Here is a 25,200-nt window from a genome sequence, read left to right as displayed (position 1 = left end):
CCTTCGCTCGTCGTATGCGAAATCGTATACGATGCGAGCCTCTCTGGCAAGAAAGACCGTCGGTTGTGGAGTGCTGCCGATCTCGTTACTCTCTGTCCAATAGTAGAACGGTGCATTCGATAATAGAACGTGCTCCGAACTCCCACGCTCCGACATCGCTGTCGGAGGAAGGAATCGACGACGATGCAGTTCCACAATCACGGTTACGTATCCGGAGACCCGCGCATCAGCACGGAGGCGGGAACGGGGGTCGACCGCCCCGCCGATCTCCCCGATGAAGTGGATGTCCTCATCGTCGGCGCGGGTCCTGCGGGGATGATCCTGGCTGCGCAGCTCTCGCAGTTCCCGGGCATCACGACCCGGATCATCGATCGCCGACCCGCGCGCCTCGCGATCGGTCAGGCCGACGGCATCCAGGCGCGCAGCGTCGAGACGTTCCAGGCCTTCGGCTTCGCCGAGCGGATCGTCAGCGAGGCGTACCGCATCACCGAGATGTGCTTCTGGAGTCCCGATCCCGCGGATCCGACCCGCATCGTGCGCTCGGGTCGCGCCGAGGACGATCCGCACGGGATCAGCGAGTTCCCGCACCTCATCGTCAACCAGGCGCGGGTCCTCGACTACTTCGCCGAAGTCATGCAGTTCTCGCCCACTCGGATGAGCCCGGACTACGGCTACGACTTCCTCGGGCTCGACGTCTATCACGAGGGCACCACCGACCACCCGGTCACCGTGACGCTGCGCCGCACCGCGGGCGAGAAGGCGGGCGAGGAACACCGCGTCAGAGCCGCCTATGTCGTCGGAACCGATGGAGCGCGCAGCGGTGTGCGCCAGTCGATCGGACGCACTCTCGAAGGGGACCAGGCGTTCCATGCGTGGGGAGTGATGGACATCCTCGCCGTCACCGACTTCCCGGACATCCGGACCAAGTGCGCGATCCAGTCGCAGGCGGGCAGCATCCTGCTGATCCCACGGGAAGGCGGCCACCTGTTCCGTCTCTACGTCGACCTCGGAGAGGTCGCCGCCGATGACGACGGCGCTGTCCGCCGCACACCGGTCGAATCCGTCATCGCCCAGGCCAACGCCATCCTCAGCCCGTACACGCTCGACGTGAAGGACGTGGCCTGGTCGAGCGTCTACGAGGTCGGTCACCGGCTCACCGACGGCTTCGACGACGTCGACCCCGGAGAGGAGCGAGCACCTCGCGTCTTCATCGCCGGCGACGCCTGCCACACCCACAGCGCCAAGGCCGGACAGGGCATGAACGTGTCGATGCAGGACGGCTTCAACCTGGGGTGGAAGCTCGCGCACGTCCTCGAGGGCCGCAGCCCGGCCTCCCTCCTCGCGACGTACTCCCGAGAGCGGCACGTCATCGCGAGGAACCTGATCGACTTCGACAAGGAGTGGTCGACCCTGATGGCCAAGAAGCCGGAGGAGTTCGAGAACCCGGCCGAACTCGGCGAGTTCTACACCCGCACAGCGGAGTTCCCCGCCGGCTTCATGACCCGGTACACACCGTCGATGATCGTCGGCGGCGACGCGCATCAGGCCCTCGCGAAGGGCTTCCCGATCGGCAAGCGCTTCAAGTCGGCACCGGTGGTACGGGTCGCCGACGCGAATCCTGTGCATCTCGGCCACCACCACCGCGCGGACGGACGCTGGCGCTTCTACGCCTTCGCCGACGGCGCCCAGGGCAGCTGCCCTGCCCTGGAGGAGTGGTCGCACTGGCTCGCGACGGCACCGGACTCGCCCGTGGTGCGCTTCACGCCCCGCGACACCGACGTCGACAGCCTCTTCGACGTAAAGGTCGTCTATCCGGAGCGGCACTCCGAGATCGACCTCGGTCGCGTCCCCGCCCTCTTCCTCCCGCGCACAGGTCCCTTCGACCTGATCGACTACGAGAAGGTCTACTCCGCCGACCCGGCCGCCGACATCTTCGACGCTCGAGGAATTGACCGCTCGACCGGCGTGCTCGTCGTCGTGAGACCCGACCAGTACGTCGCCGCCGTGCTCCCCCTCGCCGACACCGAGGCGCTCTCCTCCTTCTTCGCGGCGACTCTGCTCGCACCCGCGTGACCTGACGCCACTTCCCCGGGGACGCGCTCGCGAGCGGTTCCTCCTATCGAAAGGCAGAACGATGCCCACCGTCGTCACGCACGTCGCCGCGGCCCTCTCCCAGCACATCCGAACCGTCTTCGGGGTGATGGGCAACGGCAACGCCCACTTCATCGACGCGCTCGAGCGCACCAGTGCCGCCGAATTCGTCGCCGTCCGCCACGAGGCCGGGGGCGTCGTCGCGGCGGATGCGTTCTCCCGCGCCGGGGGCGGGATCGCCGCGGCGACGGCCACGTACGGTGCGGGTTTCACGAACACCCTCACCGCACTGGCCGAGGCCGTCCAGGCGCGGGTCCCTCTGATGCTGGTCGTCGGCGACGAGCCGACCTCCGGGCCACGGCCCTGGGACGTCGATCAAGTCGCACTCGCCTCCGGCGTCGGGGCCCGGACCTACACCGTCGGACGCACGGACGCCGCGGCGACCACGCTCCTGGCTATCGAGCACGCCCTGCAGTTCCGCGTGCCGACGGTCCTGGCGATCCCTTATGACGTCGGCACACTCGAAGCCGGACCGGTCCAGCCGACACCGGAGCTGCGGAGCGCTCCGAAGGCGCCCGTGAGCACCTTCATGCAGCTCGCGGTCGGTGATGCGGCAACGGCGCTCGCGAACGCGGAGCGACCGTTCCTCCTCGCCGGTCGCGGCGCCTGGCTGGCCGGTGCGAGCGGCACCCTCGGGGCACTGGCGGAGGCCACCGGCGCGCTCACCGCCTCGACCGCTCTCGGCCGCGGAGTGTTCCCCGACGGCCGGTACGACCTGGGTGTGACGGGCGGTTTCGGCACCGACGCGGCGACCGAGTTGATCCGCCAGGCGGACGTCGTGGTCGTGTTCGGCGCCTCGCTCAATCAGTTCACCATGCGCTTCGGCGCGCTGTTCGCGCCGACGACCAGAGTGATCCAGGTGGACCTCGCCCCGACCGCGACTCATCCTCATGTCGGGACCTACCTCCGCGGTGACGTCGCCGACGTCGCGGAAGCGCTGCTCGCCGGCGTCCGGGGGGCAGGCACGACGCCGAGCCGCTGGCGCGACACCGCGCCCCTCGAGAACGTCCGGCAGCACGACCCCGGAACGGGGCTCGCCGACGACGGGCTGCTGGACCCCCGCTCGGCAGCCGCCCGGATCGGCGAGCTCCTCCCCGCCAACAGGGTCGTCGTCTCCGACGGAGGCCACTTCATCGGTTGGGCCAACATGTACTGGCCCGTCGCCAGCCCGGAACGGATGGTGATGGTGGGGACGGCGTACCAGTCGATCGGCTTCGGCTTCCCCAGCGTGCCGGGAGCCGCATTCGCGCGGCCGGACGCCACCGTCGTCCTGACCACCGGGGACGGAGGCGGGCTGATGGCCCTGGCCGACCTCGAGACGGCCGTCCGAGTAGCGCGCGGACGAGGCCTGGCCGTGGTGTGGAACGACGCCGCCTACAGCGCAGAGGTGCACGTGTACGGCAGCAAGGGGCTCACCAGAGAGCCGATGATGATCCCGCAGGTCGACTTCGCCGCTCTGGCAGCGAGTGTGGGCGCGCGCGGAGTCGTCGTCCGTCGAGTGAGCGATCTCGACGTCCTCCGGGAGTGGTCCGCCCTCCCCGCGACCGAGCGCCCGTTCCTCTTGCTCGATCTCCGCGTCTCCGGGACGGTCATCGCCCCGTATCAGCACGAGATCATGGCCCTGAACCGCTGACATCGAGGCCGCCGTCCCGGTGGGAGGTCACGACGCCGGGGCGGTCGAGGCCGCAGGTGGCGCCGGCGTTCCGATGCCCGTAGTCGCGCCCTGCTCGGTGACCGCCTCACCCCCGTCCTGCACAGCAGCCTCACCCTCCCGGATGCACCGGGCTCATCGGCGCGCCTCCCCTCCCTCTGCACCGGCCGCGTCGGCTCGTCGCCGAGCTCCGAGCCGGCGACCGCCGCAACGCCCCGCCGGAGCCCGGACTTCCGGATCCGCCGACGATGCCCTTGCGGACGCGCGGAACGCCACATACCTTGTGCGCAGCCAGCGGGAGGCTCTCTCCCACTGAGTGAACAATTGGGTCGGGTAAAGCTCATGCGAGACGGTGCGTGGCGCCCGGATCTGGATGAGACCTCCTACGGCGAGCTCTACGGAAAGACGGTCGGGATCATTGGTCTCGGCAACATCGGCAGATGGGTGGGCAAGATCGTCCACCACGGCTTCGGGGCGGACGTCGTCTACTACGACGACGCGCAGATCCCGCTGACGGTGTCCGAGCTCATCCCCGCGACCGCCGTCTCGCTGGAGGAGCTGATGACTCGGTCCGACATCGTCTGCGTGAATGTGCCCCTCAACGAGAAATCGCACCAGTTGATCGGCGCAGAGCAGCTCGCGCTGATGAAGTCGAGCGGCATTCTCGTGAACGTCGGGCGAGGAGAGGTCCTCGATGAGGGGGCACTCGTCGACGCCCTGCGCCGGCGGGCCATCGTCGGCGCCGGACTCGACGTGTTCGCGGCCGAGCCGCTGGCGGCATCGAGCCCCCTCCGAGAACTCGACAACGTGATCTGCACTCCTCACATGGCGGGAGTCGGATGGGAGAACGTCCAGCGACGGATCGCCGCCGTGTGGGGCAATCTCGACACCGTTCTCCGAGGCGGCGTGCCCACGGGAGTGATCACCGAGACGCTGCGAGCAGACCCTCGATGAGCGCACGATGATGCTCCACTCCGGCGGGGGCGGGGTCCCGGGGTTCTCAGGCCCGGTCGGTGGAATCGATCACATCGGCATCGTGGTGCAGGACGCCGAGCGAGCCGCGGTCTACTACACCGATCGACTCGGACTGCGGATCGTCGACGACGAGGTGCTCGACGAGCCCGGAGTGAGAGTGATGTACCTCGCGGCGGGACCCGACCTGATCCAGCTCGTGCAGCCGCTCCGCGAGGGTCCGGTCCGCAGCTGGCTCGACGCGAACGGAGAAGGGCTGCACCACGTCTGCCTGCGCGTGCAGGACATCGGCGCCCTCCTCTCGGAGCTCGGCGATCAGGACGACGCGGTGACGTTCCGCGGCGGCCGCCGGCGACGGGCCTGCTTCCTGATGAACGCTCCGGTCGGCGTCCGGATCGAGCTCACCGAAGCAGCCGCGATCGCATCGACCGTGGACGCCGAGGCGGCCACGGGGTCGTAGCGGTCGTGGACACTTCCGCGTCGCGCGACACCGGTGCCGGCTGTGTCCACAGCCGTGCCGACGGGCTCGCTCGAGTCCCCGATCACCCGTCGAGCGCGACTCGGATCGCCGCAGCGGCCACGAGAAGACGGTTCGCCAGTACTGCCGGATCGCGGGTGGCTCCGACGTACATGACCGCCAGTGCCGCCGGTTGCAGACGTCGCGTGACGAGGGGCACTGACACCGCCTGCACGGTGGCGATGACCTCGTCGTGGCTGGTGGCGAAGCCGCGGAGGGCGATCGCGTGGATCTCGGCGCGCAGCTCGGGCGAGATGCCCTCGGGCCACTCACTCTCTGGGAGGGCGGAGAGGATCGCCTTGCCAGGAGCGCCGACGGTGATCGCATGGCGCGCTCCGGGTCGCTGAGCCACGGACGCGGCGATCGTGCTCCGCGCTTCGACACTCACCAGGGTGACGCATTCGTCAGCATCGAGGACCGTGAGGAAGCAGGTCATTCCGAGCTCCTGCGCGACCGCGCGTAGCTCAGGCAGTGACGACGCCTGAAGATCGGACGACACACCGGCGGCCAGTGCCGCCATCCGCGGCCCCAGAACGATGCGCCCCTGCGAGTCGCGCACAATCAACCGGTGATCCTCGAGCGTCCGCAGCAACCGGTAGGCGATGGAGCGGTGCACCGTCAGGTGGCGCGCGACTTCGTCGATCGTCAGGCCGGCCGGAGCCTCCGCCAGGAGCTCGAGAATGCTGACGCCGCGGTCCAGGGTCTGCGAACCACCAGGGGTCGGCATGCGAACGGCTTCGGTCATCGGGTCGCTCCCGCCGCTCGGCACATCGTGTCCTGATGCAGGAGATGCGCCGTCACCGGGTGGGATGCCATGTTCGATAGTAGAACGGCGACAGAGCCGAGGACGCTCGACCGCTCCCTCGGCGCGTCGGAGACGGAGCTGATCGGCACACTCGCGCGCGAGCGTCGCCCCTTGTGGTCGACTGCGGGGCTGGCTACCGTTGTCTCACCAAGTGGGACACTTGATCTCACTCTATGAGAGGTCACAATGATGTCGCCTACCACCGAGCCCGTGGACACCTCCGCGATGCCCCTCAACGGGATCCGCGTCCTGGAACTCGGCAACTACATCGCTGCGCCGTTCGCGTCCCGCATCTTCGGCGATTTCGGCGCCGAGGTCATCAAGATCGAGAAGCCCGGTGGCGACGAGCTCCGCGACTGGCGCCGCCCGGTCGGCACGACCTCCATGCTCTTCCGTACCGTCGGACGCAACAAGAAGTCCGTCGTTCTCGACCTCAGGCGCGAAGAGGGCCGCGAGGCCGTGAAACGACTGATGGCGAAGTCGGACGTCGTGATCGAGAACTTCCGGCCCGGCACCATCGAGAAGTGGGGCATCGGACCGAACGTCCTGCGCGAGCTGAACCCGAACGCAATGCTGGTGCGGATCTCCGGGTACGGGCAGACCGGTCCGTACCGGGACCGCGCAGGATTCGGAAGCGCAGCGGAAGCCTTCGCCGGGCTCCGCTTCCTCACGGGCGATCCCGACCGCCCCGCATCCCGGCAGGCGGCGAGCATGGCCGACACGGTCGCCGGTCTGTACGGGGCGATCGGCGCACTGATGCTGATGCTCCAGCGGGCGCGCGGCATCACGACCGTGGCGCAGGTCGTCGACATCGGGCTCTACTAAGGCCTGTTCAGCCTCCTGGAAGCCCTCGTCCCCGAATACGACGCGTACGGGATGATCGCGCAAGCGATCGGGGGGTTCGCTGCCCGGAGTCGTCCCGATGGGGGCGTACCCGTGCGCGGACGGGCTGGAAGTGGTCATCGGCGGCAACGCCTCCTCCGTCTTCTCCCGCCTGATGCGCGTCATCGGCCGGAGCGACCTCGCCAAAGACGTCTCGCTCCGTACGTCCGAAGGACGCCAAGCGCGCGAGGACGAGCTCAACACGATGATCGAGCAGTGGACGCGGTCTCGCTCACTCGCAGAAGTGCAGGCCGAACTGGATGCCGCCGGTGTCCCCGCCGGACCCGTCTACGACGCGGCGTCGATCGCAGAGGACCCGCATCATCGGGCGCGTGGCATGATCGAGACACGGGAAGTGGTCGTGGACGATGAGCCCCGGCTCATCCGTTTCCCCGGCGTCGTACCGGTCATCCCGGGCGCGGAAGGCGCCACCCGCTGGTTGGGGCCCGATCTCGGAGCCCACACCGAAGAGATCCTGCGCGACGTCGCCGGATACACCGACACTGAGCTGAGCGCTCTGCAGGAGGCCACCGATGCGTGTTGAGATCACTGACGTGTTCCTCCGCGACGGCCTCCAGGACGAACACGTCGTCGTTCCCACCACCGAGAAGCTGCGCATCGCCGATCTCCTCCGCCGTGCGGGCGTCGGTCGGATCGAAGCCGCCTCCTTCGTCAACCCGACCCGGGTGCCGCAGATGGCCGATGCCGCCGAACTCTTCGCGGCCCGTCCTGTCGACGCAGCCGAGTGACCGCCCTCGCCCTGAACGGCAGAGGCATCGACCGAGCGATCGAGGCGGGAGTGCGAGAGATCGAGATCGTCGCCTCCGCGAGCACGGGACACAGCACCGCCAATGCAGGCAAGTCCACGGAGGCCGCCCTCGACGACCTGGAACGGGCAGTACATCGGCACCAGGGGAGCGGCGTGCAGTTCGTCGCGGGCATCTCCACCGCGTTCGTCTGCCCTTTCGAGGGCGACGTCCCCGCTGAGCGGGTCGTCCACCTCGCCGAATGGTTCGCGCGGATGGGCGTCACCATGGTCGGTCTCGCCGACACACTCGGCACCGCCACACCCGACCTCGTCCTGGACACCACCCGCCGCGTCCGGGAGGCGTTGCCACACCTGGACTACTCCCTGCATCTGCACAACGCCCACGGGAGAGCCCTCGAAACGGTGCTCACCGCGGTCGAGGACGGCATCGTCCGCTTCGACGCCGCCCTCGCCGGCTACGGCGGATGTCCGTTCGCGCCGGGCGCAGCCGGTAACCTCGACACCCTCGAGCTGGTCCGGCATCTCCACGGGGCCGGACACGACACCGGCATCGACGTCACACGCCTCGCCGAGGTCACCGCGCAGGCCCGCACAGTCGTCCACTCCTCGCCGCCGATCGCCGCCTGACCGTGGGCGGGGTCCGAAGGGCCGAGCCGGCCCCCAGCTGAACAGGACAGAAGATGGCAGCAGAGGCACGGCCCGCTCCCTCGAACCGGATGCTCGAGCGGGTCGCTCAGATCCTCGACGCCCTGGACGGAGGGCCCGCGGGCGCGAGCGACATCGGCCGACTCACGGGGCTGTCGGTGTCGACCGTGCATCGAATCGCGCTCGCGATGGTGGAGGAAGGCTTCCTCCGCCGATACGCGGATGGCCGTTACGTCCATGGCTGGCGCGTGGCCCGCTCGCGCCTGGACACCACCGCGCTGCCGCACGTGCTCGCACTCCGCGACGCCTGTGGTGAGAGCGTTCAGCTCTGGGTGCGCAGCGGCGACTTCCGCGTCTGCCGACTGTCGGCCGAAACCGAGCATGCGCTGCGCGTGACACTTCCCGTCGGAGCTCGTATCCCGCTCCCGGCGGGCTCGGCCGGTGGAGTGCTCGCCAAGACGCCCGAGGCGCAGGAATCGATTCTTCAGCATGGCTGGTTCGAGCAGATTCAGTCGCGGACCCAGGGTCTCTCCTCGGTCAGCGCCCCCATCGTCATCGACGGGGCGCTCGTCGCCGCACTGTGTGTGGTCGTGCCAGTGGCGCGACTCCACACCACGCCGGGCCGCGACCACGGCGAACTCCTCGTCGAGGCCGCACGCCGTCTCTCCGAGGAGCTTCACGGTTGAAGTCGAGCGGGCACCGCATTAGACGAGCCTCCGCGAGTCACATTGCGATGCCGGCCGCCACGAACGCATCGACCTACCCGACGACCTGCGCGAACCCCGAGTAAACTGACATAATATAGATTATCGGATACTGGGCGACTGGCTGAAAAAGGAAGAAGACGAACGTCAGCCCCGAGTCGGCCGCGTCGAGCGGGCGGTGTCACCCTGGCTCGTCATACCTCGGTCAGAGAGCCCGGCGGAGCCATTCCTCAACGCCGCTCACGTGCACGAGGGTGAGCGCTTCGGCCAGCCGGCTGTCGGAGGCTTCGATGGCCGCGAGGATGGCGGCGTGTTCTCTGAGTGTCCGGTCGACGGCGCTCTGCTCGGTGATACCCCGCCAGATCCGTGCGCGGACGGTCTGACTCGAGGGAGACGTTGGTGGTCTCGCGCGACATCGGGACCGGGGAGCCCCGCTCCTCCGCCACTCAGCGCCTGTCCTTGTCGGCGGACGGGCGCGCCTTGGACATCGAGACTCGCGTGCAGTGGAGGGAGCGGCAGAAGCTGCTCAAGCTCGCGTTCGACTTCGACGTGCACGCCGAGACGGCAGCGAGTGAGATCCAGTTCGGTCATGTCCGTCGTCCCACCCACCGCAACACCTCTTGGGATGCCGCGCGGTTCGAGACGGTGGCTCACCGCTGGCTGCACGTCGACGAGCCGGGGTTCGGCGTCACGGTTGCGAACGATCGTGTCTACGGGCATGACGTCACTCGCGTCTCGCGGCGCGAAGGCGGCACGACGACGGTCGTGCGTGAATCGCTGCTGCGTGCTCCGACGTTCCCCGACCCCGCGGCGGACCAGGGAGAGCATGTCTTCCGCCACTCGGTCTCGACCGGGGGAGTGCTCGACGCGGTCGCCGAGGGATACCGGCTCAACCTGCCGCTGCGCGAGGTGGGTACCGGACCCCGCGTAGAGATCGAGCCGATCGTCCGCGTCGACGGTTCGCGCTCGGTGCTGGTGGAAGCCGTCAAGCTGGCGGAGGACGGCTCGGGTGACGTGATCGTCCGTGTCTACGAGTCCCGCGGTGGGCGGGCGGTCGCCGACCTCATCGCCGGCTTCCCTGCGGCAGGCGCCACGAGGACCGATCTTCTGGAGAGAGCTCTCCCCGATCAGCCCGGTGACGCGATGCACCTCGAGATGCGTCCGTTTGAGATAGCGACCGTCAGGATCTCCGTCAGCGGGTGAAGCGGTGGTGGCGAGCCCGGTGGATGTCGAGACGATGCCGTCGCCAGTCTCCATCCGGCGACAGGACGCTGGCCTTCGTCGTCCGGGACATGCGCCCCCCGTACGCGGTCGCGCGCGCCGTGTTTGGCCACGGCCCTCGTCACTCCCGCCCTCCTCACCCAATGACCTCCTCCCGGTAGCGTGTACGCCTACTCGCCCATGACGAGTCTGTCCGTCCGGTACTCCTGGGCGGCCGTGTCCGTCAGCCGCCCGAGCTCTCGCGGATGACCAGGCGGTGAGGTGCGGTAATCGTGGCCGCCCTAAGGTCCTCGCCCGAGAGCCGGCGGATGAGCCGGTCGAGAGCGGTTCGCGCGATCCAGTCCTTGTCGGGGCTGATGCTAGTGATCGACGGCGACGAGAAGCGCCCCTCCTCGATATCGTCGAATCCGACGATGGCAATGTCTTCCGGACAGCGCAGTCCGACTTCGTGCAGGGAGCGCAGCGCTCCAGCGGCGAGTGGATCGGAGTAGCAGAAGACTCCATCGGGGCGGACAGGGGCGTTAAGTAGTTCCCGCATTGCGGCAGCGCCGTACTCGCGTCTGAAACCTGCGGTCTCGGGCGCTCCGCCGTTAAGCACGGGGAGATCGGCCGCTCGGAGTGCGTCCTCGTAGCCGGCGTTCCGCAACTGGATCGTCCCCTCGCCGCCCTGCCTGCTTCCGATGACTCCGATTCGCCGATGTCCTCGGGCGATGAGGTGCTCGACGGCCTCGCGGGCGGCCGTGCGGTTGTCGATGGCCACGTGGTCGAATCCGGGGATGTCGGTCTCGCCAAGGAACACGGCGGGGCCACCGGCTCGGAGGACAGCGACGTCGATCGGATCGAGCGCGATCGGGTTGAGAGCGAGAGCGTCGAAGAGCCCACCTCGCGCACTTCGCGAGATGAACTCTCGCTCGCGGTCGGGATCGCCGTTGGTCTGATCGATCACGACGGTGATGCCGCGTTCGGCGCCGGCCTCGACGAACGCCCGGGTCAGCTCTGCGAAGTAGGGGGTGTCGAGCTCGGGCAGCATGAGGCCGATGAGGCCGGTACGCCCGACTTTGAGACTGCGCGCCATCTCGCTCGGCCGGTAATCGAGCGACTCGATCACATCCAGGACGCGTTGCCGCGTGTCGGGCGCGATGCTCGCGAACCCGTTCACCACATTCGACACGGTGCGGACCGAGACCCCGGCCGCTGCAGCGACTTCGCGACGTGTGGTCATGAGCCTCCCTCTGTCTTCAGCATCAGGCTATTGCATCGAAGCAAATATCCCCGTACCCTGGCCATCGTTCCGGTTTTGCATCGAGGCAATTGACCGGGCCACTTACAGAGAGGTAAGAGATGTTCGCGAGAACTGCGGTGCCCGGGGCTCCCCGGCACACCCTGCTCCGACGCACGATGTCGATCGGCGCGGGGCTCGCCCTGGCCGGGATCGCCCTCGCCGGCTGCTCGGCGGGGGGCGGCGGCGGAGACGGCTCCGTCGAGATCAGCTACCTGGTCGCCAACGACCCGACCGGTGTCGAATCGGCCGAGCGCGTGCTCGCCGCCTTCGAGGAGAAGTACCCCGACATCTCGGTGACGCTGCAGACGCAGCCGGCCGGCACCGAGGGCGACAACCTGACCAAGACCAAGCTCGCGACCGGCGAGATGGAGGACGTCTTCGTCTACAACACCGGCTCACTGTTCCAGGCCCTCAACCCTGATCAGACCCTCGTCGACTTGTCCGACCAGTCGTGGATCGGGAACGTCACAGACGACTTCCTCACCACGGTGAAGACCGACTCCGGCACCTACGGCGCGCCGATCGGAGCCTCCTTCGGCGGCGGCGTCCTCTACAACATCCCCGTCTACGAGGAGCTCGGCCTCCAGGTGCCGACGACCTGGGATGAGTTCATGGCGAACAGCGAGACGATCAAGCAGAAGCTGCCCGACGTCGCTCCCGTGCTGCAGGCCTACGGCGAGACCTGGACCAGCCAGCTCTTCGTTCTCGCCAGCTACGCCGACATCGCCGCGGAGCAGCCGGACTGGGCCGAGCAGTTCACCGCCAACAAGGTGAAATTTGCCGACGAGCCGGGGATCATCGGGTTCCAGTACCAGCAGGACGTCTTCGATGCCGGCCTGCTGAACGAGGACTTCCCCTCGCTCACCCACGACCAGGCGCTGCGGATGCTCGCTGAGGGCGACGCCGCCCAGTACCCCATGCTCACGAATGCCGCGGGGGCGATCGCCCAGAACACCCCCGACCGGCTGAACGACGTCGGTTTCTTCGCCCTGCCCGCTCCGGAGGCGGACAACACCGCCGCCACTATCTGGCAGCCGGCCGGCCTCTTCATCCCCAAGAGCACCGAGGGCGACGAGCTCGAGGCGGCGAAGACGCTCGTCGACTTCATCGCGGCCAGCCCGGAGGCGTGCGAGATCAGCCAGTCGACCGGTACCCCAACTGGCCCCTACGTCATCGACACCTGCCCGCTCGAGGGCGAAGTCCCGCAGATGGTGAAGGACGTCCAGACCTACTTCGACTCCGGCCGCACCTCGCCGGCGCTCGAGTTCCTCTCGCCGGTGAAAGGCCCGAACCTCGAGAACATCGCGATCGAGGTCGGCTCCGGCATCACCTCCGCCGCCGACGGCGCCGCGGCGTACGACATCGACGTCGAGAAACAAGCGCAGCAGCTCGGGCTCGACGGCTGGTGACCCTGTACTCCTCGAGGCGCGGACCGGGCGCCACCCGTCCGGTCCGCGCTCCGGAAAGGCGCGACACATGACCCTCCTTCGCAGATCGCTCACTCCGAGCACGCGCCGGCAGCCTTGGCGCGACGGCCCGAGCGCTCAGGGCTCGATGTACCCGCTGTGGTTCGTCATCCCGGCAGCCGTGCTGTTCCTCGTGCTCTTCGCCGTGCCGACGTTCGCATCGTTCTACTTCAGCCTCACCCGCTGGTCGCTGTTCGACGTGGAGTTCATCGGCTTCGACAATTTCGTCCAGTTCTTCCGTGAGCCGCAGCTCGTGACCGGATTCGTCAACACGATCATCTACGGCCTCACGACGAGCATCGCGAAGGTGGTGCTCGGGCTTGCTCTCGCGGTGCTCCTCACCGCTCCGATCCTCGGGCGGGGGTACCTCCGCTCGGTGGTCTTCTTCCCCGTCCTGGTATCGACGATCGGCATCGGCATCGCGTTCAAGGTGCTGCTCGACCCCTTCGACGGCGCCGTGAACACCGTGCTCGCCTGGGTCGGAATCGACGGGCCCGGCTGGCTGACCGACCCGAGCACAGCGCTGCTCACCGTCGCCGCCGTCGATGTCTGGAAGGGCGTCGGCATCGCGACCCTGATCTTCATCGCCGGCATCGTCGCGATCCCGCAGGACTACTTCGAGGCGGCACGGATGGACGGCGCCACCGGGCGTCAGCAGTTCGTCAGCATCACGCTCCCGCTCTCGCGCCCCGCGATCGGCACCGTGATCGTGCTCTCCCTCATCGGCGGGCTGCGCTCCTTCGACCTGATCTGGGCGATGACCAAGGGCGGGCCGGGCTTCACCAGCGACGTTATCGCCTCCGTGATCTACAAGCAGTACCAGGCGGGCTTCTACGGCCTCTCGACCGCTGGCAACGTCATCCTCTTCGTGGTCGTCGCGGCGATCATGGTGCCGCTCTCGTTCTTCCTCAACCGGCGGGCGGCCGACCAGTGAGGGCCGTGCGCACCCGCGGCGCCGTGATCGGGATCATCGCGATCCTCGTCAGTGTCGTGGTCTTCCTCCTGCCGTTCGCGTTCATCGTGCTCACCGCCTCCAAGACAGCGCCGGAGGCCTCGCAGCTGCAGTTCTCGCTTCCCGAGGCCTGGGCGTTCTGGGACAACCTGGTCGCCGTCGCCACCTACCGCGACGGAGTCGTGCTGAGAGCGTTCGTCAACTCGACGATCCTCACCGTCCTCAGCGTCACGATCATGGTGATCCTCGCGGCAGCGGTGGGGTACGTGACCCAGCGCCGCCGCTCCTGGATCAACCCGCTGGTCGACGTGATGGTCCTCGCCGGGCTCATCGTGCCTCCGGCGATCGTGCCGACCATCTGGGTGCTGCAGGGCATCGGGCTGTTCAAGACGCTCGGCGGCCTGGTGCTCATCGAGGTCACCTTCGGTCTGTCCTTCTGCATCCTGCTATTCCGGGCCTTCGTCGCCTCGATCCCGCGAGAGCTCGACGAGGCCGCGATCCTCGACGGCGCAGGGCCTCTCCGGCTGTTCTTCGGAGTGGTGATGCCGCTGCTGCGCCCGGTGATCGTGACCGTGATCGTGGTGCAGTCGGTGGCCGTCTTCAACGACTTCACCAACCCGCTCTACTTCCTCCCGGGAGACGAGAACGTCACCGCGCAGCTGACGCTCTACAACTTCCAGGGACAGTCGCTGAGCCAGTACAACCTGCTCTTCATGGACATCCTGCTCATCACGATCCCGCCCCTCGTCCTCTACATCTTCTTCAACCGCCAGATCGTCGCAGGCATGACCAGCGGCGCCCTGAAGGGCTAGGCACTCGTGCCCGCCTCCTCAACAGAGAGTGACCCCAGAATGGTCAGCACCATCCCCAGGCCCGAGCACCCGCGCCCGCAGTTCGAGCGCGCCGACTGGCTGAACCTCAACGGCCTCTGGCAGTTCGAAGTCGATCGCGGCGACACGGGATTCGAGCGCGGTCTGCTCGGCAGAGAGCTCCGCGACGAGATCAAAGTGCCCTTCGCGCCGGAGTCCACGGCATCGGGAATCGGCGACGTCGACTTCCTCACCGCGGTCTGGTATCGGCGCACCGTGACCGTGCCGGAAGACTGGGCCGGGCGACGCCTCCTCCTGCACTTCGGCGCCGTCGACCACGATGCGACCGTCTGGGTCGACGGGACCGAAGTGGCCAGGCACCGCGGAGGCTTCACCTCCTTCACCGCCGACCTCGGCCCCCGCGAGCCGGGCGCCGGGCTGACGATCGTCGTTCGGGCCCGCGACACCCGCGACGAGCCGCAGGCGCGCGGCAAGCAGGCGACCTGGTTCGAGAACACCGCCTGCTTCTACACCCGGACCACGGGCATCTGGCAGACGGTCTGGCTGGAGCCGGTTCCGGAGGCGAGCATCGGCTCGGTCTCGATCGTTCCGCAGCGGGCAGACTCCAGCTTCGCCGTCACCGCCGAACTCTCGCACCGCTCGGCCGGGATGACGTTCGAGGCGGTGCTCTCGGATGCGCAGGGCGCAGTCGTGACAGAGCGGATCGCGGCCGACGACCTCGGCCCGCGCCTCACGCTGCGGATACCGGAAAACCGCGTGCGCCTGTGGTCGCCGACCGATCCGCACCTCTACGACCTCACGCTCCGGCTCCTCGACGGCTCGCACGTCGTCGACGAGGTGAAGTCGTACGCGGGCCTGCGCTCGGTCGCGATCGACGGCCATCGCATCCTCCTCAACGGCGAGCCCGTCTTCCAACGCCTCGTCCTCGATCAGGGCTACTGGCCCGACACCCTGATGACGGCGCCGTCCGACGACGCGCTGCGCCGAGACATCGAGCTCGGGATGGCCGCCGGTTTCAACGGCGCACGCCTGCACCAGAAGGTGTTCGAGGAGCGCTACTTCTACCACGCCGACCGCCTCGGCTACCTGGTGTGGGCCGAGTTCGGCGACTGGGGCGCGGGAGGTGCGGGCGGGCAGGGATCGAACCAGCAACCCACCGCCTCCTTCATCAGCCAGTGGATCGAGGCGGTGCAGCGCGACCGCTCGCACCCCTCGATCATCGGCTGGTGCCCGCTGAACGAGACGTATCAGGTGCTGCACGACCGGATAACGCAGCTCGACGACGTCACCGCGGGCATGTATCTCGCCACGAAGGCGGTCGATCCGACCCGCCCGGTCATCGACGCCTCCGGGTACTCGCACCGGGTGCGCGGCGCCGACGTCTACGACTCGCACTCCTACGAGCAGGACCCCGAGGCGTTCCGCGCCCAGCAGGCCGGACTCGCCGACGGAGCGCCCCACGTCAACGACTTCGACGGCGCCGTGATCTCGCTGCCCTATGCGGGCCAGCCCTACTTCGTGTCGGAGTACGGCGGGATCTGGTGGAACGAGCGCGAGCTCGCTCATGAGCAGGCGTCGGCCGACGACCCGGCCCGGGCGGTGTCGTGGGGCTACGGCGAGCGGGTGGCGAGCGTCGAGCAGTGGCACGCCCGGTTCCGCGGGCTGACCGAGGTGCTGCTGCAGAACCCGCTGATGTTCGGCTACTGCTACACGCAGCTCACCGACACGTTCCAGGAGGAGAACGGGCTCTACGATTTCGAGCGCCGTCCCAAGTTCGACGTTGATCGGATCTGCGCGGTGCAGAAGCAGGCGGCGGCCTACGAGCTCGAGGGGCGCTCGTGATTGTCGGGGTGACTGTGGAATCTGGTGCGCACCAGGGCTCCGTCGCCGTCGCGGCCCCTCGTCTTTCGTGGACCACCGAGACGACCGTGCCTGGGTGGCTGCAAGGGTCGGCCGAGATCGAGCTCGACGGAGGCGCGGTCGTGCGGTCGGACGGTCGCGGGTCGGTCGGCATCGACTGGCCGTTCGAGCCCCTGCGCCCGCACGAGCGCCGATCGGTGCGGGTGCGGGTCACGGGGCAGGACGCGGTCACGAGCGACTGGAGCGAACCGCTCGCGATCACCGCCGCCTTCCTCGACGAGGGGGAGTGGCACGCCGAGCTGATCGGCCTCGCCGCTCCCGAGCTCGACGCTCAGCCGTTTCGGGTGCGCCGCGAGTTCGCCGTCGGGTCCGGCCTGGTGCGCGCGACCCTCTTCGGTACGGCACTCGGCGTGTACCAGGCGCGGATCAACGGCGCGGACGTCGACGACCAGATTCTCAAGCCCGGCTGGACGCCTTATGCGCAGCGGCTCATCCACGAGAGCACCGACGTCACGGCGCTGCTCGCCTCCGGCTCCGTGAACGCGATCGTCGCCGAGGTCGCCGGTGGCTGGTACACCGAGCACTGGTTCCTCCCGCAGCCGCGCTACGGTGCTCAGCCCTCGGTCGCCCTCCAGCTGCGGCTCGAGTACGCCGACGGGCGCGTCGAGACGGTCGCGACCGACGCCTCCTGGACGGCGTCCGCGAGCGGGCCGATCCGCGCGAGCGGAATCTACGACGGCGAGCACGTCGACGCCCGCCGCGAGACGCCGGGCTGGGACCTCGCTGGCTTCGAAGGCACCGGCTGGACCTCCGTTCGCTTCGCCGTCACGCCGGTGATCCCGGAGGCGCGCACCTCACCGGCCGTTCGGGTCACCGAGCGCCTCCCCGTCGCTGCCGTGATCACGACCCCGAGCGGCATGCAGGTGCTCGATTTCGGGCAGAACCTCGTCGGCCGGCTGCGAGTACGGCTGAGCGGCGCGGAGGGGACACTCGTGACGATCCGCCACGCGGAAGTCCTCGAGAACGACGAGCTCGGCGTGCGACCGCTGCGCGCGGCGAAGGCGACCGACACCTTCGTACTCACCGGCGGCGTGGACGTTTGGGAGGCGCGCTTCACGTTCCACGGCTTCCGCTACGCCGAGATCACGGGACTCGACGAGCCGCTCGACCCCCGCGCCGTCGAGGCGCACGTCATCCACAGCGACCTGCGCCGCACCGGCTGGTTCGAGAGCTCGAACCCACTGCTCAACCGGCTGCACGAGAACGCCGTCTGGAGCATGCGCGGCAACTTCCTCTACCTGCCCACCGATTGCCCGCAACGCGACGAGCGACTCGGCTGGACGGGTGACATCCAGGTCTTCGCGCCGACAGCCGCCTCCCTCTTCGACGTCGACTCCTTCCTCTCGTCGTGGCTCGTCGACCTCGCCCTCGAGCAGACGGCGGTCGGCGGAAGCGTCCCGTTCGTGATTCCCAACGTCATTGCAGATGCGGCGACGCCGGCGGCCGCATGGGGGGACGCCGCAACCGTCGTCCCGAGCGTGCTCCACGAGCGCTACGGCGATAGCGCCGTCCTGGCCGCCCAGTACCCGAGCATGCGCGACTGGACCGACCACCTGCTCGGGCTCGCTGGCGCCACGATGCTGTGGCAGGGCGGCTTCCAGTTCGGCGACTGGCTCGACCCGACCGCGCCCCCCGACGACGCGTTCCAGGCCATGACCGACCCCGGCATCGTCGCCACCGCGTACCTGATCCGCTCGGCCGATCTCACCGCCGCCGCCGCCCGGCTCCTCGGCTGCTCGCGCGACGCCGAGCGCTTCGCCGACGCCGCCGAGCGAGCCCGGGAGGCGTTCGTCGCGGCCTACATCGCCGACGGTCTGATGCTCTCGGACTCGCAGACCGCCTACGCTCTCGCCCTCGAGTTCGGCATCGTGCGCGATCCCGCGCTCCGAGCGCGCCTGGGCGATCGACTCGCGGCGCTGGTCGCCGAGAACGACCACCGGATCGGCACCGGTTTCGTCGGCACGCCGATCGTCGCCGATGCCCTCACGCGAGCCGGTCACCTCGCGACGGCAGGCCGTTTACTCATACAGGAAGGCAGCCCCTCATGGCTGCACCCCGTGACGATGGGGGCGACGACCATCTGGGAGCGCTGGGACAGCATGCTCGAAGACGGCAGCATCAACCCAGGCGATATGACGTCCTTCAACCACTATGCCCTCGGCGCCGTCGTCGACTGGCTGCACCGCACGGTTGCCGGGCTCGCGCCCGCTGAGCCCGGCTACCGGCGGCTCCTGATAGCCCCGCAGCCACTCGAAGGCCTCGAGCACGCCCGGGCGCGCCTCGACACTCCGTACGGGCCCGCCGAGGTCGCGTGGCGTCGCGAGGGCGGGGGCGTAGTCGTGCACGCCGTGGTTCCGCCGAACGCAGAGGCGGACGTGCTCCTACTCGGCGGCGGCCCGCCGATCCATGTTGGCTCCGGGAGTCACCGGTGGCGATTGGCGGCGACCGAGGATCCACCACAGGCGCAAAGGACGGACGGCGGCAGCCACCTTTGAACACCTTGCACTGCGGAGCGGTGATCCGCCCGTTTAGATGCAGGGCCTCGAGCAGCGCGCTCGGTCGAAACAGAAATCGACAGTGACACCGAACCGACCCTAGGAGGGGTTGATAGAGCACGACAATGATCCAGGAACTGATATAATCTCGATTATCGGAGATCGCGAGTCGGGGCGGTTTGCCCAAGCGAAACCGGTTGCACGCCGGTCGCATCGACCGCAGCCTCGTTTTATGCCACGGGTGATTTGGCGCCCAAGTAAGTCGTCGACGGGACGAACCGACGCGTGATCGTGTGCTGTGCAACTTCTGATCACCGCGTAAAAATTTTGCAGTTACAACTGAAACGACGTAACGTGGACTCACGCAGATCAGTTCTGACGCGTGATGGAGGATGAAGGACATGCCTAGAACGCTTGCGATCACGGCACCAGCAAACACCCGGGCCGTGCGAAACGAAGCCGCTGAGGTCGTACGCGACGCGTGCGATGAGCAGATCACAACTTTCTCCGTTCAGGTCGGCGACCGCACGATTCCTCTCCAGGAGAACGTGTCGAGCTTCCTCCGGTTCATACTCGAGCAGGCCGCGGAAGGCGCATCGTTCTCGGTCGCGTCGCGGCCCGATGAGCTCACATCGACGGTCGCTGCCGATCTCGTCGGAGTATCTCGCCCCACGCTCATGAAGATGGCGCGGGAGGGACTCGTCCCGTCGATCAGAGTCGGCACTCACACTCGTTTCAAGTCGGCGGACATCGAAGAGTTCCTTCGCGTGCGAAGCGAAGCGAGAGCCGCAGCGTTCAAGGAGCTGCGTCAAATCGACGACGAGCTGGAGCTTCACGCAGCCCAGTAAGCTCGCGCCATGACCCAGCGCATCTTCGTTGACGCGAACATTCTCATGTCGCGCACGCTGATGGACTGGTTGTTCATGCTTCGCGCCGAGACCGGTCGGATGTTCTCGATCGTGACGAGTGAGGACGTCCTGGCGGAGGTCGAGTACTCGTTGCGACGCCTGCACCCTGAGGCACCCGGCCGGCAAATTGTTGAGAAACGGGCCAAGATCGTCGAATGTGTCGATGAGGTCCTCGGTGACTTCGACGCCACCGTTCCGTACAGCGGCGCCGATCCTCACGATCTCCATGTCCACGCTGCCGCGCTCGCGGCCGGCGCGGACATCTTGCTGACCAACGACGGCGGATTCTCGGACAGCGACGACGAGCTCTACGAGGTGTACCGCGCGGATGACTTCTTCATCCTCATCGATGATGGAGCGCCCTCGCATGTGCAGCGTGTGACCGACGAGCAGCGGATTTACTGGCGAGACAGGGACGGCAGACCCCTCGCTGACGCTCTCCGCGGGGCCGAGTGCCCGCAGTTCGCGGAAAGGGTCACCGGGCACCTCCGTACGCTCTCGGGAATCCGCCGCGACGATCTCGCCCCCGTTCTCCTCACTGCAGAGTGAACGCAGCGAGGCCCAGCACGCGGGAGTCGTGCTGGGCCTCGCTGAGTTCAAGCGCGGACCAGTGGACGTCTCAGCCCATGGCTCGAGCCGCAGGTGTCACCGGACCAAGCGGTGCAGGAACTGAATGGCGTGCTCGACGCGCGTCTTGATCACCTGAAGCTGCGGCAGATCGAATCGTCCCGCTCCCCCGTGCGTTGCGGCGTTGAAGTCGGTGAAGAGCGAGATGACACTGTCGATGTCGTCTTCCACGAACTGAGCGAGCGCGGCGACGTCGTTTCCGGTGCGAGCGAGGAAGAACTGGATCTTCGCGCGGCGGGACACGCCTCCGTTCGGGGTTCGGACGTACTCAGGGTTTGCCTGCTTCACAGCAGAGTCGGGCGCTTCTCGATCGAGAATGCTCGCGAGGATCTCGCGGGCGCTCGTGCAGAAGTGCCGGGCTGCGTCCGGGTTCTGCGGGCTCAAGGCGAACAGTGCGCCGTTCCACCGGTCTTGCAACTCCGGGTCGATGCTCGCGAGTTCGTTGGTGAGCGACGTCACCCGAAGCTCCGGTTCTTGATCCTCGCCATCGGTTGACGGAGCCAACAGTGCATTGAGGGCTGCGACGCTGTTGGCGGCTTCGCCCTCTGCCAGGTCGAGGAAGTTGCGCGAGTCTGACCAGGCGCCTCCGCTGGCTGCCGACTCCACGTCGGCGAAGGATCGCTGCAACGTCGACACCGATCGGGTGTAGGTGACGTAGCGCGTTGACGAGTGAGTCTGGGACCGCAGCTTGCTGAGTTCCCGTTCGAGCCGCTGGCGGTTCGCCCGGACACGCGAGTTGTGGGCGGACGCCTCGCGGTTGTACATGCTGACCGCTTGGCGCACCTTGCTGTTGTAGTTGCGGACTTCCCGGTTGTAGTTGCTGATGGCCTGCCGCTGCTTCTGCTCGGCCTGGCGGACCATGCTGCGAAGCTGGGAGGGAGTGACTCTGCGCACCATCACTACCACCGCACCTTCTCGGCCGTGAAGGTGATCCTGGTCCCGGAGCTGATCGCCTCCGCGTACTGGGTCAGCTCCGGATCGGTGAGGTCACCGCCGTCCTGGCGGAAGATGCGCTGAAGCTCGGGCTTGATCTCGCTGACCGGTCGACCGGCGTAGCGGCCGTGCAGAGCCGCGAGCGCGCGACTCCGCTTGCGGGCGACATCGTCGAGGGTCGACTGAACCTGCTGCTGCAATTCGCGGCGAAGCGCTGCTTCGTTGAATGTGAAGGACATGGTGATAAATGAGCTCCCTGCCCGAACGGGCGTTGGGGAAGCGTGCCGTGCATCGAGACGTCGACGGAGGGTCCGTGGCTCCGGGAGGAGCCACGGACCCTAGGGGCTAGCCCTTTCCGAGGGTCGAGCCGGCCTTCGACTTGGCGGCCTTGCCGGACGAGTCGGACGCGAGGGTCCTTCCCGCCTTCGACAGGGCAGCCTTCGAGGGCTTGGCTGACCGTGACGACTTCGACATCACGTGCTCCACTTCTCTTTATGAGGGAGGCAGCGTCGCGTCAACGGGCCGGAGCCCGCTTCACGCAGAGGTCATGGAACCTCTAAGGTCAAGGAGTCCTTCCACAGACACCCTCGGCCCCGATCTGCCTATGAGCACCGAATCTGCTCAGGAGCAGATCGGGGCTGTTTACATTCACAACTGTAACCCAGTGGTCCGCTCTGCGCCTCTGTCGCAGCAAAAATGTGGAAAACACCTCCCGGTTTGTCCACAGGATCTCAAGCCGCCAGGGGGCCGTCAGGGGCCGAAACGGACTGTTTTTCGAGCTGGGTCACGCTTCGGTCGTGAACTACACGGCTGGAAGTCAAAGCTGAACACTTGCTGGGTAAGTTATCCACAGGCAACCTGCGCAGGACGTCCTCGACCAGTCGCCCGTTGAAGAGATCTCGTTCGATCTCTGCCGCTGAGGGGCTCGAATGCGCGCTCAACGCGCCAGCTTCTCACCGACCCATGACACAGAGCCTTCCCGGTCTGGGTGCCATCCCGAATGGGAATCGATCGGCGGGACGCTGAGCGTCAAATTCCGCCACGACTCGCACCACGAGACGGCATAGGCCGAGAACTGACATAAGGTCAATTTTTGTGAGAGGGACGCTTGTTTCCGGTAGTTAGGGTCAGCGTGCGGCGCCGTCTCGCTCCGCCACCACTTCTGTGTAGAGCGGGGGCTGGTTGTCGTCCTCGAACATGCCGACCGGTGGCGGCGTGTAGGGCAGCGGATCCCCGACGTCGTTCTCATCGCGCGAGTCCGCGAACGGCCCATCCATCGACAGGAGCACGTTCATGTGCGGGTCGCAGTGGTTGACCCACCAGGTGCTTGGCCCGTCCGTCTCGTCTCGCCGGGCGGCCTCCCACGCCCGCCACAGGGCCTCGATGCGCTGCACCGCCTCCTTGCTCTCCCACCAGGCCGCTTTCCAGCGCATGCCGCCCCCGGAGCCGTAGGCGATCACCCGGCGGCGGTAGGTGCTGATGAGCTGCTTGCGCACGAACTCATCCGCGGACCCGTAGTGGGTCGTTACTGCCTCCTCGTCTGGTGCCGGAGCGTGTTCCGCGGCGGGTGCGGCGTCTTCGCCGCCGAACGGGTCGAAGTCGTCTGCGGTCATGCTTCCTCCATAGCTGCGGTAGTGACGAGGGGCGGCGTGGTCGGTGCGGGCGTGCCCGCTTTGTGGTTCGCGATGGAAGCGTTGATCGACTCCACCAGCGCCTTAGGTCCGTCGAACCACGGGACGGTGCGCAGGATCGCGGCACGGTTACCGGAGGACATCATCACCGCGCGCCCAATCTTGCGGCCCTTCCTCGGTGTGGGGAGGTTCGCCAGCTCCGCGACGTCGAGGATCAGTTCGCGCTTCAACGCGCTGGTGGTGGAGCGCACACCCTTGTTCATGCTCGCGGAGGTCGTCTCCCGGTCGTAGGTGCCGATCAGGTCGGACACCATGCGCAGGAACTCCGGCTCGGAGATTCCGCCGGCGTAGAGCTTCACGTTCGCGGCCGACCAGAGCTTGAACATGCCCTCCTTGCCGAACACGCCGATGCCCTGCGACCAGGACTGGAACACCGCCATGATCGGTATTCCCCGCGAGCCGTAGTGGCTGTAGAGGTCGGGGAGGTCCCGCCAGCGGCAGACGTTCGCCGCCTCATCGAGCACGCCGAGCATCGGCGTCTGCATCCGGCCGCCGGGCGACACCGCTGCCAGCTCCTCCGCGGCCTCGACGGTCGCGGCGGTCAGCGCGAGGACGAGGGGGCCGGCGCTGCCGGCGCCCTCCTTGGACAGGCTGTAGAGCGTCCCGGTGGAGCGCACGAACGCGGCCGGATCGAACTGCGGCCGGGTGTCGCTCTCACCCTGCCGGTTCACCCACTGGCGGGTGCCGGAGTCCTTCAAGCAGGACGCCATACGGCGGGCGGTCGAGAACATCGATCCGCGCTCTCGGTGCTCCAACCGCAGGAATCCCCGCAGGCTCCGCGCCATCAGCGGGAACTCGCTCGCCGACAGGATCTTCGCTGCCGTCTCGTCCTCCGGCTGGGTCGTCCACTCATAGACGTCGGTGATCGGGCGCCCGTCCAGCGCCGCCGCCAGCAGCAGCGCCGACAGCAGCTCCCGCCCGCCGGGCTCGAAGTGCGCATCCGCGCGGGCGCCGACCTCGCTGGATCCGGACGCGAAGTGCTGCGCGAGCTTCGCTGCCTTGGTGTCGTCGGTGACGTAAGAGAGGGGGTTCCACCACCAGGACGATGGCTCGACCGCGACGCGCTGGGGGTCGAACACCCACACGGCCCCGCGAGCTGCCCGCAGATCACGGGTCGCGTCGAGCACGTCGCGCTTGTTCGAGGTCGTCACCACCGACCCGGGAGCGTTGACGATCGCGGGGATGACGAACGACGTCGACTTGCCCACGCGAGGGCCGGCGAGCAGCAGCACCATGTCCTCGAACGAGGCGTACAGCGGCCGGCCGTCACTCAGCAGGTTGCCGATGGGGACGCCGAACGAGTCCGTCACGCCCAGCCGAGCCGACTTCTCCTTCGCTGCCTTCCCGCGCATGTGGCTCATCTCCGCGGGCGTCGCGGTGTGGCGGGCGGTCCAGTCGATCGCGGTCCGGTTCTTCCTGCCGGCGTTCTTCGAGACCAGGAACAGGGTGCCCAGCAGCACGACCATCGCACCGATCCCGGCGACGATGAGTGTTGTGGTGAACGGCCAGACGAGACGGCCGCGGAACACGTCGAGCACGACGGAGAAGAAGTTCGACGGGTCGGTGTCCATGTCGGGATTCATGCCGTCGACCTTTGATCCGACCCGGACCGCGATGTAGACGGTCAGAGCGATGACCAGGACGGCGCCGGCCGCGAACGCGATACCGAAGCCGTTACTGGCCTTCCCGGGCTCCCTCCGGCGGTTATTCGTGAGGCTCATGGTGCGACTCCTTCGGTCGATGCTGGGCTGATGAGAGGGGTGCGAGCGGGTGTCAAGT

23 protein-coding genes and 1 pseudogene are annotated in these 25,200 nt (G+C 67.7%); 16 read left to right on the top strand and 8 right to left on the bottom strand.

What is annotated here, in order from left to right:
- Window positions 1-183: 183 nt before the first annotated feature.
- The 4 genes from GSU72_RS20850 to GSU72_RS20835 all read left to right on the top strand — a co-directional run bounded on the left by GSU72_RS20850 (window position 184) and on the right by GSU72_RS20835 (window position 5,234).
- Window positions 184-2,073, top strand: a complete 1,890-nt coding sequence (locus GSU72_RS20850; protein WP_159987184.1) for an FAD-binding monooxygenase — start codon at window positions 184-186, stop codon at window positions 2,071-2,073.
- A 61-nt stretch (window positions 2,074-2,134) separates the two neighbouring features.
- Window positions 2,135-3,784, top strand: coding sequence for a thiamine pyrophosphate-binding protein (locus GSU72_RS20845; RefSeq protein ID WP_159987183.1), 1,650 nt, complete (start codon window positions 2,135-2,137; stop codon window positions 3,782-3,784).
- Window positions 3,785-4,144: 360 nt separating this feature from the next.
- Window positions 4,145-4,756: an NAD(P)-dependent oxidoreductase gene (locus GSU72_RS20840; RefSeq protein WP_159987182.1), complete on the top strand. Its 612-nt coding sequence runs from the start codon at window positions 4,145-4,147 to the stop codon at window positions 4,754-4,756.
- Window positions 4,757-4,763: 7 nt separating this feature from the next.
- A complete protein-coding gene (locus tag GSU72_RS20835) occupies window positions 4,764-5,234 on the top strand; it encodes a VOC family protein (protein ID WP_159987181.1) in 471 nt (156 codons plus the stop codon).
- Window positions 5,235-5,316: 82 nt separating this feature from the next.
- Here GSU72_RS20835 and GSU72_RS20830 read toward each other — a convergent pair whose 3' ends face one another.
- Window positions 5,317-6,036, bottom strand: a complete 720-nt coding sequence (locus GSU72_RS20830) for a helix-turn-helix domain-containing protein (RefSeq protein WP_244256181.1) — start codon at window positions 6,034-6,036, stop codon at window positions 5,317-5,319.
- A gap of 249 nt (window positions 6,037-6,285) precedes the next feature.
- Here GSU72_RS20830 and GSU72_RS20825 point away from each other — a divergent pair.
- The 4 genes and pseudogenes from GSU72_RS20825 to GSU72_RS20815 all read left to right on the top strand — a co-directional run bounded on the left by GSU72_RS20825 (window position 6,286) and on the right by GSU72_RS20815 (window position 9,078).
- A pseudogene (locus GSU72_RS20825) lies at window positions 6,286-7,522 on the top strand (CaiB/BaiF CoA-transferase family protein).
- A 10-nt stretch (window positions 7,523-7,532) separates the two neighbouring features.
- Window positions 7,533-7,727 (top strand): hypothetical protein, encoded by a 195-nt coding sequence (locus tag GSU72_RS21885; protein WP_279631757.1) that lies wholly within the window; start codon window positions 7,533-7,535, stop codon window positions 7,725-7,727.
- Entirely contained in the window at window positions 7,724-8,374 is a 651-nt protein-coding gene (locus GSU72_RS20820) for a hydroxymethylglutaryl-CoA lyase (protein ID WP_279631756.1), read from the top strand. Before GSU72_RS21885 ends, GSU72_RS20820 begins: the two co-directional genes overlap by 4 nt.
- 53 nt (window positions 8,375-8,427) lie before the next feature.
- Window positions 8,428-9,078, top strand: coding sequence for a helix-turn-helix domain-containing protein (locus GSU72_RS20815; protein WP_244256180.1), 651 nt, complete (start codon window positions 8,428-8,430; stop codon window positions 9,076-9,078).
- A 223-nt stretch (window positions 9,079-9,301) separates the two neighbouring features.
- Here the strand turns inward: GSU72_RS20815 and GSU72_RS20810 are convergent, their stop codons facing one another.
- Complete coding sequence (locus tag GSU72_RS20810) at window positions 9,302-9,460, bottom strand: FCD domain-containing protein (RefSeq protein WP_159987239.1); 159 nt, start codon at window positions 9,458-9,460, stop codon at window positions 9,302-9,304.
- A gap of 35 nt (window positions 9,461-9,495) precedes the next feature.
- On the opposite strand from GSU72_RS20810, the gene GSU72_RS20805 reads away from it, so the two are divergent.
- Window positions 9,496-10,299 (top strand): glycoside hydrolase family 38 C-terminal domain-containing protein, encoded by an 804-nt coding sequence (locus GSU72_RS20805; protein WP_244256179.1) that lies wholly within the window; start codon window positions 9,496-9,498, stop codon window positions 10,297-10,299.
- A 241-nt stretch (window positions 10,300-10,540) separates the two neighbouring features.
- Here GSU72_RS20805 and GSU72_RS20800 read toward each other — a convergent pair whose 3' ends face one another.
- The gene (locus GSU72_RS20800) at window positions 10,541-11,539 is read right to left on the bottom strand and encodes a LacI family DNA-binding transcriptional regulator (protein ID WP_159987179.1); all 999 of its coding nucleotides are present in this window, start codon (window positions 11,537-11,539) and stop codon (window positions 10,541-10,543) included.
- 119 nt (window positions 11,540-11,658) lie between these two features.
- Between GSU72_RS20800 and GSU72_RS20795 the strand changes: the two genes are divergently transcribed.
- The 7 genes from GSU72_RS20795 (at window position 11,659) to GSU72_RS20765 (ending at window position 20,719) form a co-directional block, all read left to right on the top strand.
- Window positions 11,659-13,008: an ABC transporter substrate-binding protein gene (locus GSU72_RS20795; protein ID WP_208545240.1), complete on the top strand. Its 1,350-nt coding sequence runs from the start codon at window positions 11,659-11,661 to the stop codon at window positions 13,006-13,008.
- 67 nt (window positions 13,009-13,075) lie between these two features.
- On the top strand, window positions 13,076-13,999 hold the full coding sequence (locus tag GSU72_RS20790) for a sugar ABC transporter permease (protein ID WP_159987178.1): 924 nt from the start codon (window positions 13,076-13,078) through the stop codon (window positions 13,997-13,999).
- On the top strand, window positions 13,996-14,829 hold the full coding sequence (locus GSU72_RS20785) for a carbohydrate ABC transporter permease (protein ID WP_159987177.1): 834 nt from the start codon (window positions 13,996-13,998) through the stop codon (window positions 14,827-14,829). Before GSU72_RS20790 ends, GSU72_RS20785 begins: the two co-directional genes overlap by 4 nt.
- 39 nt (window positions 14,830-14,868) lie before the next feature.
- Complete coding sequence (locus GSU72_RS20780; protein ID WP_159987176.1) at window positions 14,869-16,689, top strand: sugar-binding domain-containing protein; 1,821 nt, start codon at window positions 14,869-14,871, stop codon at window positions 16,687-16,689.
- 8 nt (window positions 16,690-16,697) lie between these two features.
- Window positions 16,698-19,262, top strand: a complete 2,565-nt coding sequence (locus GSU72_RS20775; protein WP_244256178.1) for an alpha-L-rhamnosidase — start codon at window positions 16,698-16,700, stop codon at window positions 19,260-19,262.
- A gap of 401 nt (window positions 19,263-19,663) precedes the next feature.
- The gene (locus GSU72_RS20770; protein WP_159987174.1) at window positions 19,664-20,110 is read left to right on the top strand and encodes a helix-turn-helix domain-containing protein; all 447 of its coding nucleotides are present in this window, start codon (window positions 19,664-19,666) and stop codon (window positions 20,108-20,110) included.
- Window positions 20,111-20,119: 9 nt separating this feature from the next.
- Window positions 20,120-20,719, top strand: a complete 600-nt coding sequence (locus tag GSU72_RS20765; RefSeq protein WP_159987173.1) for a type II toxin-antitoxin system VapC family toxin — start codon at window positions 20,120-20,122, stop codon at window positions 20,717-20,719.
- A gap of 96 nt (window positions 20,720-20,815) precedes the next feature.
- Here GSU72_RS20765 and GSU72_RS20760 read toward each other — a convergent pair whose 3' ends face one another.
- The 5 genes from GSU72_RS20760 to GSU72_RS20745 form a co-directional block, all read right to left on the bottom strand.
- Entirely contained in the window at window positions 20,816-21,658 is an 843-nt protein-coding gene (locus tag GSU72_RS20760) for a hypothetical protein (protein WP_244256177.1), read from the bottom strand.
- 38 nt (window positions 21,659-21,696) lie between these two features.
- A complete protein-coding gene (locus GSU72_RS20755; RefSeq protein ID WP_159987171.1) occupies window positions 21,697-21,969 on the bottom strand; it encodes a hypothetical protein in 273 nt (90 codons plus the stop codon).
- A gap of 106 nt (window positions 21,970-22,075) precedes the next feature.
- Window positions 22,076-22,204: a hypothetical protein gene (locus GSU72_RS21880; protein ID WP_258063410.1), complete on the bottom strand. Its 129-nt coding sequence runs from the start codon at window positions 22,202-22,204 to the stop codon at window positions 22,076-22,078.
- A gap of 653 nt (window positions 22,205-22,857) precedes the next feature.
- Window positions 22,858-23,343 (bottom strand): DUF4913 domain-containing protein, encoded by a 486-nt coding sequence (locus GSU72_RS20750; RefSeq protein WP_244256176.1) that lies wholly within the window; start codon window positions 23,341-23,343, stop codon window positions 22,858-22,860.
- A complete protein-coding gene (locus GSU72_RS20745; RefSeq protein ID WP_159987170.1) occupies window positions 23,340-25,142 on the bottom strand; it encodes a TraM recognition domain-containing protein in 1,803 nt (600 codons plus the stop codon). The genes GSU72_RS20750 and GSU72_RS20745 overlap by 4 nt, the downstream gene beginning before the upstream one ends.
- Window positions 25,143-25,200: the final 58 nt, after the last annotated feature.

Source organism: Rathayibacter sp. VKM Ac-2760 (assembly GCF_009834185.1).
GTDB lineage: Bacteria > Actinomycetota > Actinomycetes > Actinomycetales > Microbacteriaceae > Rathayibacter.
This window is presented reverse-complemented; position numbering and strand designations above follow the sequence as displayed.